Annotated in this window: 13 protein-coding genes; 9 read left to right on the top strand and 4 right to left on the bottom strand. The window is 63.6% G+C overall.

Going from position 1 to position 13,720, the window contains the following annotated elements:
* Positions 1–127: 127 nt before the first annotated feature.
* The 5 genes from epd (at position 128) to fba (ending at position 4,308) form a co-directional block, all read left to right on the top strand.
* Positions 128–1,183 (top strand): erythrose-4-phosphate dehydrogenase, encoded by a 1,056-nt coding sequence (gene epd, locus IF690_RS27725; RefSeq protein ID WP_202698208.1) that lies wholly within the window; start codon positions 128–130, stop codon positions 1,181–1,183.
* A 42-nt stretch (positions 1,184–1,225) separates the two neighbouring features.
* Entirely contained in the window at positions 1,226–2,389 is a 1,164-nt protein-coding gene (locus IF690_RS27720; RefSeq protein ID WP_062824365.1) for a phosphoglycerate kinase, read from the top strand.
* A gap of 31 nt (positions 2,390–2,420) precedes the next feature.
* Positions 2,421–2,639 (top strand): hypothetical protein, encoded by a 219-nt coding sequence (locus IF690_RS27715; RefSeq protein WP_202698207.1) that lies wholly within the window; start codon positions 2,421–2,423, stop codon positions 2,637–2,639.
* A gap of 60 nt (positions 2,640–2,699) precedes the next feature.
* Positions 2,700–3,029 (top strand): MliC family protein, encoded by a 330-nt coding sequence (locus tag IF690_RS27710; RefSeq protein WP_202698206.1) that lies wholly within the window; start codon positions 2,700–2,702, stop codon positions 3,027–3,029.
* A 214-nt stretch (positions 3,030–3,243) separates the two neighbouring features.
* Positions 3,244–4,308, top strand: coding sequence for a class II fructose-bisphosphate aldolase (gene fba / locus IF690_RS27705; RefSeq protein WP_003229012.1), 1,065 nt, complete (start codon positions 3,244–3,246; stop codon positions 4,306–4,308).
* Positions 4,309–4,473: 165 nt separating this feature from the next.
* Here fba and IF690_RS27700 read toward each other — a convergent pair whose 3' ends face one another.
* Positions 4,474–5,145 carry a polysaccharide lyase family 7 protein gene (locus IF690_RS27700; RefSeq protein ID WP_202698205.1) on the bottom strand — a complete coding sequence of 224 codons (672 nt, stop codon included), beginning with the start codon at positions 5,143–5,145 and terminating at the stop codon, positions 4,474–4,476.
* Between the two features lie 318 nt (positions 5,146–5,463).
* Between IF690_RS27700 and IF690_RS27695 the strand changes: the two genes are divergently transcribed.
* From IF690_RS27695 to IF690_RS27685, 3 genes are read left to right on the top strand one after another with little or no spacing between them, the layout of a single operon-like run.
* The gene (locus IF690_RS27695) at positions 5,464–7,587 is read left to right on the top strand and encodes a putative bifunctional diguanylate cyclase/phosphodiesterase (RefSeq protein WP_202698204.1); all 2,124 of its coding nucleotides are present in this window, start codon (positions 5,464–5,466) and stop codon (positions 7,585–7,587) included.
* A 42-nt stretch (positions 7,588–7,629) separates the two neighbouring features.
* Positions 7,630–8,142, top strand: coding sequence for a M48 metallopeptidase family protein (locus IF690_RS27690; RefSeq protein WP_063433270.1), 513 nt, complete (start codon positions 7,630–7,632; stop codon positions 8,140–8,142).
* Between the two features lie 22 nt (positions 8,143–8,164).
* The gene (locus IF690_RS27685; protein ID WP_202698203.1) at positions 8,165–8,461 is read left to right on the top strand and encodes a winged helix-turn-helix domain-containing protein; all 297 of its coding nucleotides are present in this window, start codon (positions 8,165–8,167) and stop codon (positions 8,459–8,461) included.
* Positions 8,462–8,527: 66 nt separating this feature from the next.
* On the opposite strand, the gene IF690_RS27680 is transcribed toward IF690_RS27685, so the two are convergent.
* Positions 8,528–8,980, bottom strand: coding sequence for a GNAT family N-acetyltransferase (locus IF690_RS27680; protein WP_202698202.1), 453 nt, complete (start codon positions 8,978–8,980; stop codon positions 8,528–8,530).
* A gap of 274 nt (positions 8,981–9,254) precedes the next feature.
* On the opposite strand from IF690_RS27680, the gene IF690_RS27675 reads away from it, so the two are divergent.
* Positions 9,255–9,992 carry a substrate-binding periplasmic protein gene (locus IF690_RS27675; protein WP_202698201.1) on the top strand — a complete coding sequence of 246 codons (738 nt, stop codon included), beginning with the start codon at positions 9,255–9,257 and terminating at the stop codon, positions 9,990–9,992.
* Positions 9,993–10,082: 90 nt separating this feature from the next.
* Here IF690_RS27675 and yccS read toward each other — a convergent pair whose 3' ends face one another.
* Together yccS and IF690_RS27665 are read right to left on the bottom strand one after the other, a co-directional pair.
* Entirely contained in the window at positions 10,083–12,275 is a 2,193-nt protein-coding gene (gene yccS / locus IF690_RS27670; RefSeq protein WP_202698200.1) for a YccS family putative transporter, read from the bottom strand.
* A 241-nt stretch (positions 12,276–12,516) separates the two neighbouring features.
* Positions 12,517–13,695 carry a BaiN/RdsA family NAD(P)/FAD-dependent oxidoreductase gene (locus IF690_RS27665; protein WP_202698199.1) on the bottom strand — a complete coding sequence of 393 codons (1,179 nt, stop codon included), beginning with the start codon at positions 13,693–13,695 and terminating at the stop codon, positions 12,517–12,519.
* Positions 13,696–13,720 lie beyond the last annotated feature (25 nt).

Here is a 13,720-nt window from a genome sequence, read left to right as displayed (position 1 = left end):
GCTGTTCTTCGCGGGCAAGCCTCGCGCCTACGGGATCCCTGTGATCTGTAGGCGCGAGGCTTGCCCGCGATGACAATGGAACAGGCAACACGACAGTGATGGATTCACCCCGGTAATCGAGAACCCCATGCCTCAACCGCGTCCCTACAAAGTTGCACTCAACGGCTACGGCCGGATCGGTCGTTGTGTCTTGCGTGCCCTGTTCGAGCGGGGGGCTGCGGCCGGGTTCGAGATTGTCGCGATCAACGACCTGGCCGACATGGCCAGCGTGGAATACCTGACACGCTTCGACTCCACCCATGGCCGGTTTCCCGGCGAGGTGAAGGTCGACGGCGACTGTCTGCATATCAATGGCAACTGCGTGAAGGTCCTGCGCAGTGCCACCCCCGAAGGCATCGATTGGGCGTCCCTGGGCATCGACCTGGTGCTCGAATGTTCCGGTGCCTACCACACCCGTGAAGACGGCCAGCGTTTTCTCGACGCCGGCGCGCCGCGGGTGCTGTTTTCCCAGCCGATGGCCAGCGAGGCGGATGTCGACGCCACCATCGTCTACGGTGTCAACCAAGGCTGCCTGACCGGCGACGAGCTGCTGGTGTCCAACGCGTCCTGCACCACCAACTGCGGCGTGCCGCTGTTGCGTCTGCTGGACCAGGCCATCGGCCTGGAATACGTGTCGATCACCACCATCCACTCGGCGATGAACGACCAGCCGGTGATCGATGCCTATCACCACGAAGACCTGCGCCGCACCCGTTCGGCGTTCCAGTCGGTGATTCCGGTGTCCACCGGTCTGGCGCGTGGCATCGAACGGCTGCTGCCGGAACTTGCCGGGCGAATTCAGGCCAAAGCTGTGCGCGTGCCGACCGTCAACGTGTCCTGCCTCGACATCACGATGCAGACCGTGAGCGATACCGACACCGGCGAAGTCAACCGGATCCTGCGCGAGGCTGCCACCAGCGGTCCGCTCAAGGGCCTGTTGGCCTATACCGAGTTGCCGCACGCCAGTTGTGATTTCAACCATGACCCGCATTCGGCGATCGTCGATGCCAGCCAGACCCGGGTTTCCGGCCCGCGGCTGGTGAACATCCTGGCCTGGTTCGACAACGAATGGGGTTTTGCCAACCGAATGCTGGATGTTGCAGGACACTATCTGCAAGCCGCTGCACCCAAAGCTGTCTCTTAACTTCCCGTTTCCAAAAAAACAGTAACCCAGGAATTGCGACCCATGACCGTGTTGAAGATGTCCGACCTCGATCTGCAAGGTAAGCGCGTACTGATCCGCGAAGACCTCAACGTCCCAGTCAAGGACGGTGTTGTCACCAGCGATGCGCGTATCCTGGCTTCGCTGCCGACCATCAAGCTGGCCCTGGAAAAAGGCGCGGCCGTGATGGTCTGCTCGCACCTCGGTCGTCCGACCGAAGGCGAGTTCTCCGCCGAGAACAGCCTCAAGCCAGTGGCCGACTACCTGAGCCGTGCCCTGGGTCGCGAAGTGCCGCTGGTGGCCGACTACCTGGGCGGCGTCGACGTCAAGGCCGGCGACATCGTGCTGTTCGAGAACGTGCGCTTCAACAAGGGCGAGAAAAAGAACGCCGACGAACTGGCCCGGCAATACGCTGCCCTGTGCGACGTGTTCGTGATGGACGCCTTCGGCACCGCGCACCGCGCCGAGGGTTCGACCCACGGCGTGGCCAAGTTCGCCAAGGTCGCCGCTGCCGGCCCGCTGCTGGCCGCCGAGCTGGACGCACTGGGCAAGGCTCTGGGCGCCCCGGCCAAGCCGATGGCGGCCATCGTCGCCGGCTCCAAGGTATCGACCAAGCTCGACGTGCTCAACAGCCTGAGCCAGATCTGCGACCAGCTGATCGTCGGCGGCGGCATCGCCAACACCTTCCTCGCCGCTGCCGGCCACCCGGTCGGCAAGTCGCTGTACGAGCCGGACCTGCTGGACACCGCTCGCGCCATCGCCGCCAAGGTCAGCGTGCCGCTGCCCGTGGACGTGGTAGTGGCCAAGGAGTTCGCCGAAAGCGCGACCGCCACCGTCAAGCTGATTGCCGAGGTGGCCGCCGACGACATGATCCTGGACATCGGCCCGCAAACCGCGGCGAATTTCGCTGAACTGCTGAAGTCGTCCAAGACCATCCTGTGGAACGGCCCGGTCGGTGTGTTCGAGTTCGACCAGTTCGGTAACGGCACCAAGGTGCTGGCCCAGGCCATCGCGGAAAGCGCGGCGTTCTCTATCGCCGGCGGCGGCGACACCCTGGCGGCCATCGATAAATATGGCGTAGCCGAGCAAATCTCCTACATTTCTACCGGCGGTGGCGCTTTCCTCGAATTCGTCGAGGGCAAGGTGCTGCCGGCGGTCGAAGTCTTGGAAAGCCGGGCCAAAGCCTGAAGTCCCAATGGCCAGGCAAAGGAGTGTTCATATGGTCAAGACGTTACCGCTGTTGATCGTCGCGGGCCTGCTGGCCGGTTGCGGCAGCCAGCCTGCCCAGCCGGAGCACGAGTCGGGAGAGCCGGAGAGAGGCTGCTATCAGGCCGACTGGCAGGCCGAGACCGCACCTGTGATCAACAAGCGCATGGGACCCGATGGTCTGGACAAGTACGAGACTCCAGCCAAGGCCAAGGAACATGGTTGCCCTTGACGGGTCTGATTCGATAACGCGCTGTGCTGGCGGCCGTGGGCCGTCAGCCGAGGAACACCGATGAAAGGCTTTATCGCCGTGGCTGCGCTGGGATTGCTGGCAGGTTGCGCCAACTTCGACCGGTTCAAGCCGGCCGGGACGGACCACTGGACGACCTGGGTGTGCGACAGCCAGGCGCAAGTGGTCTGGCGCTACACCGACAGCAGCCGCAAGGAAGTCGATGTGCGGCTGGGTGGGGCCGATCAGGTCTATCGCCTGAAGCTGGAGCCCAGCGGTTCCGGTTCGCTGTACAGCAACGACATGCTGGCGTTTCACGAAAAAGGTGACGAAGGCCTGGTTTACTGGGTCGCCACCAACGATTTGATCGGCCGCGGCTGTAAAGCGCCGTAGGCCTGTAGGCGCGAGCTTGCTCGCGATGATCGCAACGATGACGCTATCTGTCTGGATGATCGCGTTGTCCTGGAGTCCATCGTGGGCAAGCTCGCTCCTACAGAAGTAATACCGGCAGGCCGGGCTGACCCCCGATCTGCAATCACTTGAATAGCAGCCGCCGCTACGGCAGGCTTGCACGATTAACGACCCTCGACCGGGAGAGATACACACAATGGCACTCATCAGCATGCGCCAGATGCTGGACCACGCAGCCGAATTCGGCTACGGCGTTCCAGCCTTCAACGTCAACAACCTTGAACAGATGCGCGCCATCATGGAAGCCGCTGACAAGACTGACTCTCCGGTGATCGTCCAGGCTTCGGCCGGAGCCCGTAAATATGCTGGCGCGCCTTTCCTGCGCCACCTGATCCTGGCGGCGATCGAAGAGTTCCCGCACATCCCGGTGTGCATGCACCAGGACCACGGCACCAGCCCTGACGTCTGCCAGCGTTCGATCCAACTGGGCTTCTCCTCGGTCATGATGGACGGCTCCCTCGGCGAAGACGGCAAGACCCCGACCGACTACGAGTACAACGTGCGCGTGACCCAGCAGACCGTGGCCATGGCTCACGCCTGCGGCGTTTCGGTAGAAGGCGAGCTGGGCTGCCTGGGTTCCCTGGAAACCGGCATGGCCGGTGAAGAAGACGGTATCGGTGCCGAAGGCGTGCTGGACCACAGCCAGATGCTGACCGACCCGGAAGAAGCCGCGGACTTCGTCAAGAAGACCCAGGTCGACGCCCTGGCCATCGCCATCGGTACCAGCCACGGTGCCTACAAGTTCACCAAGCCGCCTACCGGCGACGTGCTGGCCATCGACCGCATCAAGGAAATCCACAAGCGCATCCCCAACACCCACCTGGTGATGCACGGCTCGTCTTCGGTTCCGCAAGAGTGGCTGGCGATCATCAACCAGTACGGCGGCGACATCAAGGAAACCTACGGCGTGCCGGTTGAAGAAATCGTCGAAGGCATCAAGTACGGCGTGCGCAAGGTCAACATCGACACCGACCTGCGCCTGGCGTCCACCGGTGCGATGCGTCGCCTGATGGCCACCAACCCGAGCGAGTTCGACCCGCGCAAGTTCTTCGGCGCCACCGTAACCGCCATGCGCGACGTGTGCATCGCCCGTTACGAAGCCTTCGGCACCGCCGGCAACGCTTCGAAGATCAAGCCGATCTCCCTGGAAGCGATGTTCCAGCGTTACCTCAAAGGTGAGCTGAACGCCAAGGTCAACTAAGCCTTGGCGTTGAACGAAAAAGCCCGCAGCGATGCGGGCTTTTTTGTGCCTGTGGCAAACACCTCATCGTGTAGGAGCGAGGCTTGCCCGCGATGATCGCCTGACTTCGCCATGGATGTCGCCAGGCAGACCGCTATCGCGGGCAAGCCTCGCTCCTACAGACGATCAGGTTTCGTTGTGATCGATATCCAGCTTGTAGAAGGTCACCTTGCCGCCTTCGGTGGTGTAGCCGGTGTTGTCCTGCACGTACACCCCGGCCTTGAAGTACAGCGGCTTGTCGCGCCAGGCGCTGCTGAGCTGGGTATCCCATTGGTAGCCCGCGGCGCTGACGCCCAGGGCGCCGCCCGGGCTGAGGTGGATCAGGTAGGAGAACTCGCGGTCCAGCGGCACGTTCTCGGCGACGATGATCACCCGGCTTTCGGCATCGTCCGGATGCATGCGGACCTTGGCGACGATGTTGCCGCTCTGGGTGGTGGTCTTGTACTGGTACTCGACCTTCACCAGGGGCCTGGTGCTGTTGTAGGCGTGGATCTGGCCGATGACGATCTTGCCCGTGGACGGCACCTGGTTCACCGCCAGGGTGGCGTAGAGCAGGTTGTCGGCTTCCGGGTAGGTCCAGTTCTTCAGGGTGCCGTTGGCGTAGGTTTCACGCAGCTCGCTGCGCGGGTAGATGGCGTTGGCGGTGCGGGAACCGGTGACGGGCGACCAGAAGAACAGGGTGCCGGTGTCGGAATGGAAATACTGGTCCTTGAAGCCATCCACCAGTTTGGGGGTGTCGATGGTCGCCGGTGGACTGCCTTCGGGAATGCTCAGATTCCAGGTTGCGAGGTCGATCATAGTCAAAGCTTCCCGATTTGATGCCGGATGAAAGCCGGCAAAGGCTTTAGCCTGCGCTTTTGAAGGCGGTCTTTATAAGCGTAGAAGGTGCTTTTGTTAATGCCCGTCCGGCGGATAATTGGCGTCAACCATCTGTCGAAAAACCACCATCACCGCTTTCGGCGTTTGTGGGGCTGACCGTTAGTCGGGAGCCCGGAGCTTTGTCGAAATGATGGCGGTGTGACAGCTTCTGCTTTGCAGAATCCGGGTCTAGAGTGAGGACTCGGTATCTGTCCGGTCTTCTTCACAGGCCGGCCCTACACAGACAAGAGAAGCAGCATGGAATGCGCGCAAACTCGGCCAGGTGAAGCCAGCTCGGTCTTACTGATTGTTGATGATTACCCCGAAAATCTGCTCAGCATGCGAGCACTCCTGCAGCGCCACGACTGGCAGGTCATGACCGCCGCCTCGGGTGTCGAGGCCCTGGGTCTGTTACTGGAACACGACATCGATCTGGTGTTGCTGGATGTACAGATGCCGGAAATGGACGGTTTCGAAGTCGCCCGCCTGATGCGCGGCAGCCAGCGAACCCGCCTGACCCCGATCATTTTCCTGACCGCCAACGAGCAGTCCAAGGACGCCGTGATCAAGGGCTACGCCAGCGGCGCGGTGGATTACCTGTTCAAGCCGTTCGACCCGCAGATCCTCAAGCCCAAGGTCCAGGCGCTGCTGGAGCAGCAGCGCAATCGCCGTGCGCTGCAGCGCCTGAGCCACGACCTGGAGAGCGCCCGGGCCTTCAATGCCTCGGTGCTGGAGAACGCCGCGGAAGGAATTCTGGTGGTGGATGAAGGTGGGATCGTCCGTTTCGCCAACCCGGCGATCTCGCGTTTGCTCGATGCTCCGGTGAGCGAGCTGGAGGGCTCGGCGCTGCTCGACTACCTGCAAAAGCCCCATGTGCCGCAGTGGGCCGAATCCGAACTGTTTGCCTACTATCGCAAGGGCGAGACCTACCGCCTGCATGACGCCACGCTGCGTACCCTGCCAGGCCAGCAGGTGTCGGTGGCGTTGTCCTGCGCGCCGCTGCCGAGCGAACAGAAGGCGATGGTGGTGACCCTGCTCGACATGTCGGAAGTCCGCCACCTGCACCAGCAACTGGAATACCAGGCGGTGACCGATCCACTGACGGGCCTGCTCAACCGGCGCGGCTTCTACCAGACCGTGGAAAGCGTGTTGCTGCGCAGCGAGCGCTCGGACAAGTCGCTGGTGCTGCTGTACCTGGACCTGGATGGTTTCAAGCGGGTCAACGATTCCCTGGGGCACGATGCGGGGGACCGGGTGCTGCGCTGGGTGTCCGAGCAGATGAAAGCCTGCCTGCGTTCCTTCGACATCCTGGCGCGCATGGGCGGCGATGAGTTCACCGCCCTGTTGGAGCTGGAGTTCCCGGAACAGGCGGCGAAGATTTCCGAGAAGCTCATCGAGCGAATATCGATCTGCCAGCAGATCGACGGCCTGGATGTCGCCCTGGGCGCGAGCATCGGTATCGCCATCTACCCCGATTGCGGTTCCAACCTGGATGGCCTGATGCGCGCGGCGGACATCGCCATGTACGAGTCCAAGCGTGCCGGGCGCCAGCAATACCGTTATTACGACAACGAAATGAACGGCCGTGCCCGCTCGCGGCTGATGCTCGAGGAAAGTGTGCGCAGCGCGGTCGAGCGCAAGGAGTTCAACCTGGTGTATCAGCCCCAGGTGGCGATTGCCGACGGGCGCCTGCGCGGTTTCGAAGCCTTGTTGCGCTGGCGGCATCCGAGCGTCGGCGATGTGCCTCCGGGGTTGTTTCTGCCGTTGCTGGAGGAAGCGCGGCTGATCAGTCGCCTGGGCAGCTGGATCTACCAGGAGAGTACGAGCCAGCGGGCGTCCTGGAAAACCCTGTTCGCCGAGCAGACTGTGTTGGCCGTGAGCTTGAGCGGCACCCAGTTCGCCATGCCGAACCTGGCCACCGAACTGCGCCAGGTCCTGGAACGTCACGGTCTGGAGCCGCGGCAGCTGGAAGTCGAGGTTACGGAAGACGCCTTGACCCAGAACCTCGATGAATCGCGCAAGCAACTGCGCCTGCTGCGCAGCCTTGGGGTGCGGGTGGCACTGGACGACTTCGGTTCGGGCGCCTGTTCGTTGGCTCACCTGCGGGATCTGGAACTCGATACCCTCAAGCTCGACCGGCACCTGATCGCCAGGTTGCCGGGTTCGGCGCGGGATGCGGCGCTGGCGCGCTGCGTGATCGACCTGTGCAAGGCGTTCGGTGTGCTGGTGATCGCCGAGGGCGTGGAAACCCTGGAACAGTACCGCTGGCTGCTGGCCAACGGCTGCGAGTACGTGCAGGGTTTCCTGGTGGCGCGGCCGTTGATCGCCGCGGATGCCGAGCGCTTCGCCGAGCCTTTCGACTGGAGCGCGTTGCCGGGTTGAATTCGCTACACTGGCGGCCTTTCGTGATTGCGTTGCCGTCCCATGACCGCGTTGAAATACCTCCAGGCCTATCCCGCCACCCTGCAAGAGCAAGTGCGCCAGCTGATTGCGCAAGGGCGGCTGGGCGACTACCTGAGCCAGCGTTACCCCGGCAAGCACGGGGTGCAGAGCGACAAGGCGCTGTACGGCTATGCCCTGGAGTTGAAGCAGGAGTACCTGCGCAATGCCCCGGCCATCGACAAGGTGCTGTTCGACAACCGCCTGGACCTGACGCACCGCGCCCTGGGCCTGCACACCACGATTTCGCGGGTCCAGGGCGGCAAGCTCAAGGCCAAGAAGGAAATCCGCATCGCCTCGCTGTTCAAGGAGGCGGCGCCGGAGTTCCTGCGCATGATCGTTGTCCACGAGCTGGCGCACTTCAAGGAAAGCGAGCACAACAAGGCCTTCTACAAGCTCTGCGAGCACATGCTGCCGGGCTATCACCAACTGGAATTCGACCTGCGGGTCTACCTGACCTGGCGCGACCTGCAAGCGCGCCCGGGCGGGGCCGAATGACCCGGGGCACAAGGAGCGGGCGATGGACGTGAGCAAGACCAAGAGCAGTTTTTACCGCCGGCTGTACGTGGCCTACCTGATCGACAGCGGCCTGGCGAGCAATGTCCCGGCCCTGACCGAGGCGACCGGCATGCCGCGGCGCACGGCGCAGGACACCATCGCCGCCCTGGCGGATCTGGATATCGTCTGTGAGTTCGAGCAGCAGGACGGCGCGCGCAATCATGCCGGCAGCTATCGGATCAAAAGCTGGGGCGCGATCGACAAGCGCTGGATCGAGGCGAATCTGTCGCGGATCAAGGCGGTGCTGGAGTATCCCTGAGGGATCCCGGCAGCCCGCCGATGCGAGCGCGAACCTGCTGGCTGCGGCAGGCTCGCGATCGCGGTATCAGCTGCGGCGCATGCCGATATGCGGGATATCGTCTTCCAGGTACTCCTCGCCCACGACGTTGAAGCCATAGCGTCCGTAATACCCTTGCAAATGCGCCTGGGCCGACAGATAGATCGGCGTTTGCGGCCAGTGTTTCTGCGCCTGTCTCAGGGCGTGCTCCATCAGTTCATGACCCAGCCCCTTGCCCCGTGCCTGCGGGGCGATCACCACGCGGCCGATGACCACGTCGCCACCCTGGGAGACCGGGTCGAGCAGGCGCAGGTAGGCCACCAACCGGTCATCGTCCCAGGCCATCAGGTGGCAGGTGTCGCCCTCCAGGTCCTGGCCATCGACATCCTGGTAGGCGCATTTCTGCTCGACCACGAAGACTTCGGCACGCAACTGCAGGATCGCGTACAGCTGCTCCTTACCCAGATTGGTGTGGTGTTTGCAGACCCATTCGATTGTCATCGTTTCATCCTTTGGAAAACTGTGCCCGGATGTTAAGCGCCTGGCGGGTGGCTTGTCTTGCCCGGCGGCGCAGTGGCGATTCTGTGAAGTGGGTCAAAATGCCATCACTGCGTTGGTTCGTGGTTGGCTTCTTTGTGTAATCTGCGTTGAAGCGCTGTGCAGTGGCGCCCACACGCTATTGTTAGAAGCGGGGGCGCGGCCATTCACCGACCGCAGAACCTCGAGTCTGGGCAAAAAACACGCAGGGCTGTCCGCCCGCTAAGGATCTTTTAGCATGCCGCGATTGCATCGAGCTTTTGCTTTGATCGGATTGCTGTTGCTGGGCCAGAGCGCTTATGCGGAAAAATTGCGATTGGTGGCCGATGCCTGGCCGCCCTTTACGGATGCGACGTTGGTCAACGGCGGGCTGGCCACCGACATCGTCAGCACCGCGCTGGCCCGGGCCGGTTATGCCAGCGAGTTCGAGCAGGTGCCCTGGGCGCGGGCCTTGCTTGGCGTCGGTGAGGGGCGTTACGACGTGTTGGTGAATGCCTGGTTCAATGAGGCCCGCACCCAGCTGGGGCAGTTCTCCTCGGAGTACCTGGTCAATCGGGTGCGTTTCATCCGGCGCAAGGATGTGCCCATCGAATACAACAACCTCAAGCAACTGCACCAGTACCCCATCGCGGTGGTGCGCGGTTATGCCTATTCCCCCGACTTCGACAGCGACCCGGACCTGCAGAAGGTCCCGGTGCACAACTTCGCGATGGCGGTGCGCATGCTGGCGGCCGGCCGGGTCAAGCTGACCCTGGAGGACGAATACGTCGCCCGCTATTACTTGGCGCGGGAGTCGCCGCGGGTGCGCAACGCGGTGGAGTTCCTGCCCAACGTCCTGAGCGAGAACGGCCTGCATATCCTGGTCAGCCTGAAGAACCCCGCGCATGCGCAGATCGTGGCGAAGTTCGACCGGGAGATCGAGGCGATGAAAGCCGACGGTAGCTACGAGCGCTTGCTGCGCCAGCACGGGATGTAAAGCGGCGCCATTAAAGTTATTGCGGCAGGCTGGGCGGCCAAGGCCGAAACTTGCGGCGGGCTTGAAAGCTTGCGCCTCCTGCGGCAGCGGCTACGCGGCCTGTTCTTCGCCGGTGTCCTTTATCAGGTGTGCCGCCAGGGTCCGCAAGGGACCCAGTTGGCGGCAGATCAGCGCCAGCTGGGTCTGCACCAGGCGCTGGCCTTCATCGATCTCGTCCGGCATCTGCTCCAGCTCATTGGCCAGCGTTTCTTCGGCATCGCTCTGGATCGCCACCGGCTGCTTGCTCGCCAGGCCCTGGGCGATTTCATCGATGCTGCTGGCCAGGCTGACTCCGGCCCCGTCGATCAGGTGCTCGCGGACTTCCGTCGGTAACTGGGTTTCCCGGTGCGCGCCGAGGCCGGAGAGGTAGCTGAGCAAGGTGTGCGAGAGCACCAGGAAGCGAAAGCCCACGTCCGCTTCCTTACGGAAGTGCCCGGGTTCCATCAGCATGTTGGCCAGGGTGGTGGACAGCGCCGCGTCGGCGTTGTGGGCATTGCGCCGGGCCAGGCGGTACGCCAGGTCGTCGCTCTTGCCGGCCGCGTACTGCTGCATGATCTGCCGCAGGTAGATGCTGTTGCAGGTCAGGGTATTGGCCAGCACTTTGTTCAGGCGTCGGCCCTGCCAGTCCGGCAGGAACAGGAACACCGCCAGGCCGGCGATCAGGCTGCCCAGCAGGGTATCGAACAGGCGCGGCAGCAACAGCCCGTAGCCGTCGCCCACCTGGTTGAAGCAGAACAGCACCATGATGGTGATGGCGCCGGTGGCCAGGGTGTAGCGGGTGGTGCGGTTGGTAAAGAACACCACCCCGGCGGCGATGGCGAACAACGACTGCACCAGCGGGCTGGGGAACAGGTCGAACAGCGCCCAGGCGACCACCAGGCCGATGGCGGTGCCAATGATCCGCTGGCCGAGCTTGCGCCGCGTGGCGCCGTAGTTCGGCTGGCAGACGAACAGCGTGGTGAGGATGATCCAGTACCCCTGGGACGGGTGGATCAGGTGCACCATGCCGTAGCCGATGCTCAGGGCCAGGGGCAGGCGCAGGGCGTGGCGAAACAGTAGCGACGTCGGGGTCAGCTGGGTGCGCAGGCGGGTCCAGACGTCCTTGAGGTTGCGCGGCGAGCGGTCCAGCAGGCTGCTGTCGGTGGCGTCGGCGAGAGCGTCGGGGTTGCTGGCGTCGCTGAGCAGGCGGTCGAGCGTGCCGAGGTTGGCGGCCAGCGCCCGCAGCGAACGCAGCAGGCCGCGCCAGGCCGGGTTGCTCTGGATGCGCAGGTGTTCCAGGGAGGCGTGCAGGTCGCTCAGGGCCTCGGCGAAGCTGGCGTCGTAGACGAAGGGCTGGCGCAGCTGGATGGATTCGCCCAGGGCCCGGCAGGCCTTGCCTTGCTGGCGTAGCAGGCGCTGGCAGCGGAACAGCACGTCGCTGTGGAAGAACGCATCGGCCAGGGCGTTGTAGGGGTAGTGGGACGAACTGGCGCGTTCGTGGATGTCCTGGGCGAGGAAGTACAGCTTCAGGTAACGGCTGACTTTCGAGCCCGGCCGGCCGTTGCCGACCCGGTGCAGGATGATTTCCTTGGCGGCGTTCAGGGCTGCCACCACCCGGCCGTTCTGCTGCGCCAGCTCCAGCCGGCGCGCTTCCACGTCCAGTTGGCGGATCGGCTCGAACAGCGACGACTTGAGCTTGAGGTAATAGCCCAGCTCACGAAACAGGCGCGCCAGGCTCTGCTGCACCGGCTGGTTGGAAAACATCGCCTGCCACAGCACCGACAGCAGGCCGTACCAGGCGGCGCCAGCCACCAGCAGCAGCGGTTCGTGCCAGAAGTCGGTGACGGCGCCACCGCGCTGGTCCACGCCGATCATGGTGTAGACCGACAGGATCAGGGTCGCCGAGGCGATCGCCCCGTAACGTTCGCCCAGGGCGCCGAGCATGGTCAGGCCAAAGCTGGCCAGCGCCAGGGCGATGACGAAGATCCAGGGATAGGGGAACAACAGTTCGACGGAAAGGGCGGCGACGCTGAAGCACACCAGGGTCACGGCCAGGGCATTGATCCGGCCTTGCCAGCTGTCGTCGGTCTCGGCCAGGGCGCTGGCGATAATCCCCAGGAACAAGGGGATCAGCAAGGCCATTTCGTCCTGGTACCAGCACAGCGCCATGCTCCCGGTCAGAGCGATAAACACCCGCACGCTGTAGCTGAATTTATCCAGCGCCCAAAGGCGCCGCAGTGACTGACGAAAGCTGGTCGATGGCATGAAGTGAGAAAGCCTTCCGGGGCGATGCCGCTAAATTGAGCCAGTATTGACGCCCGCGCAATGGGGTCGTCACATCCACCAGCAAATTCTGTTCCCGCTGATGTTCATCGGTACCTGTAGCCGCTGCCGAAGGCTGCGATCGACCCGAAGGGGCGCAGCGGTCCGGCGTCCCCCGAGGTCCTGCGGACCTATCGCAGCCTTCGGCAGCGGCTACAGGTGTCAGGGGGGGCCGGGAAGCGGATCAGACGTACTGCGCGGCCGCGTAACCCGAGGCCCAGGCCCACTGGAAGTTGAAGCCGCCCAGGTGGCCGGTGACATCCAGCACCTCGCCGATGAAATACAGCCCCGGGCTCTTCAGCGACTCCATGGTCTTGGACGACACCTCGCGGGTGTCGACGCCGCCGAGGGTCACCTCGGCGGTGCGATAACCCTCGGTGCCGGCGGGCACCAGCTGCCAGCTCGCCAGCTTGCTGGCAATGTCCGCCAGTTCGGCGTGGGTGTACTGCTTCATCGGCTTGGAGACGAACCAGCTGTCGGTCAGCAGGCCGGCCATCTTCTTGGTGAAGATCTCGCCGAGCAGGGTCTTGAGCTCGCTGTTGGGGCGCTCGGCCTGCTGCTGTTGCAGCCAGCCCGGTACGTCGTGGTCCGGCAGCAGGTTGATCTCCAGCGTGTCGCCGGGTTGCCAGTACGAGGAAATCTGCAGGATCGCCGGGCCGCTCAGGCCACGGTGAGTGAACAGGATGTTCTCGCGGAAACTCATGTCGTTGCAGCTCACCAGGCAGTCCACCGAAGTGCCGGACAGCTCGCCGCACAGCTCCTTGAGCTGGTCGGTGATGGTGAACGGCACCAGGCCCGCACGGGTCGGCAGCAGCTCGTGGCCGAACTGCCTGGCGACCTGATAACCGAAGCCGGTGGCGCCCAGGGTCGGAATCGACAGGCCGCCGGTGGCGATCACCAGGGATTCGCACTGGAGCTGGCCGAGGGTGGTTTCCAGCAGGTAGCCGGCGTCGAGCTTCTCGATCTGCTGGATCGAGGTGTCCAGGTGCAGCTGCACGCCGACCTGGTCGCACTCGTCGAGCAGCATGCCGAGGATGTCGCTGGACTTGTTGTCGCAAAACAGCTGGCCGAGTTTTTTCTCGTGGTAGGGCACGCCGTGCTTGGCCACCAGGCCGATGAAGTCCCACTGGGTGTAGCGGGCCAGGGCCGACTTGCAGAAATGCGGGTTCTGCGAAAGGAAGTTGCCGGGCTCGGTGTACATGTTGGTGAAGTTGCAGCGCCCACCGCCGGACATGAGGATCTTCTTGCCGGCCTTGTTGGCATGGTCCAGCAGCATCACCTGGCGGCCACGACCGGCCGCGGTCAGCGCGCACATCAACCCTGCGGCGCCAGCGCCAATGATCACGACTTCGGTAGAGCGCAAAACGGTGTCCTCAATAGGGGCGAAC

The organism is Pseudomonas sp. SK3(2021), assembly GCF_016772375.1.
GTDB lineage: Bacteria > Pseudomonadota > Gammaproteobacteria > Pseudomonadales > Pseudomonadaceae > Aquipseudomonas > Aquipseudomonas chlororaphis_I.
Note: the sequence above shows the minus strand (reverse complement) of the source record. Positions and strands in the feature narration are given on the sequence as shown.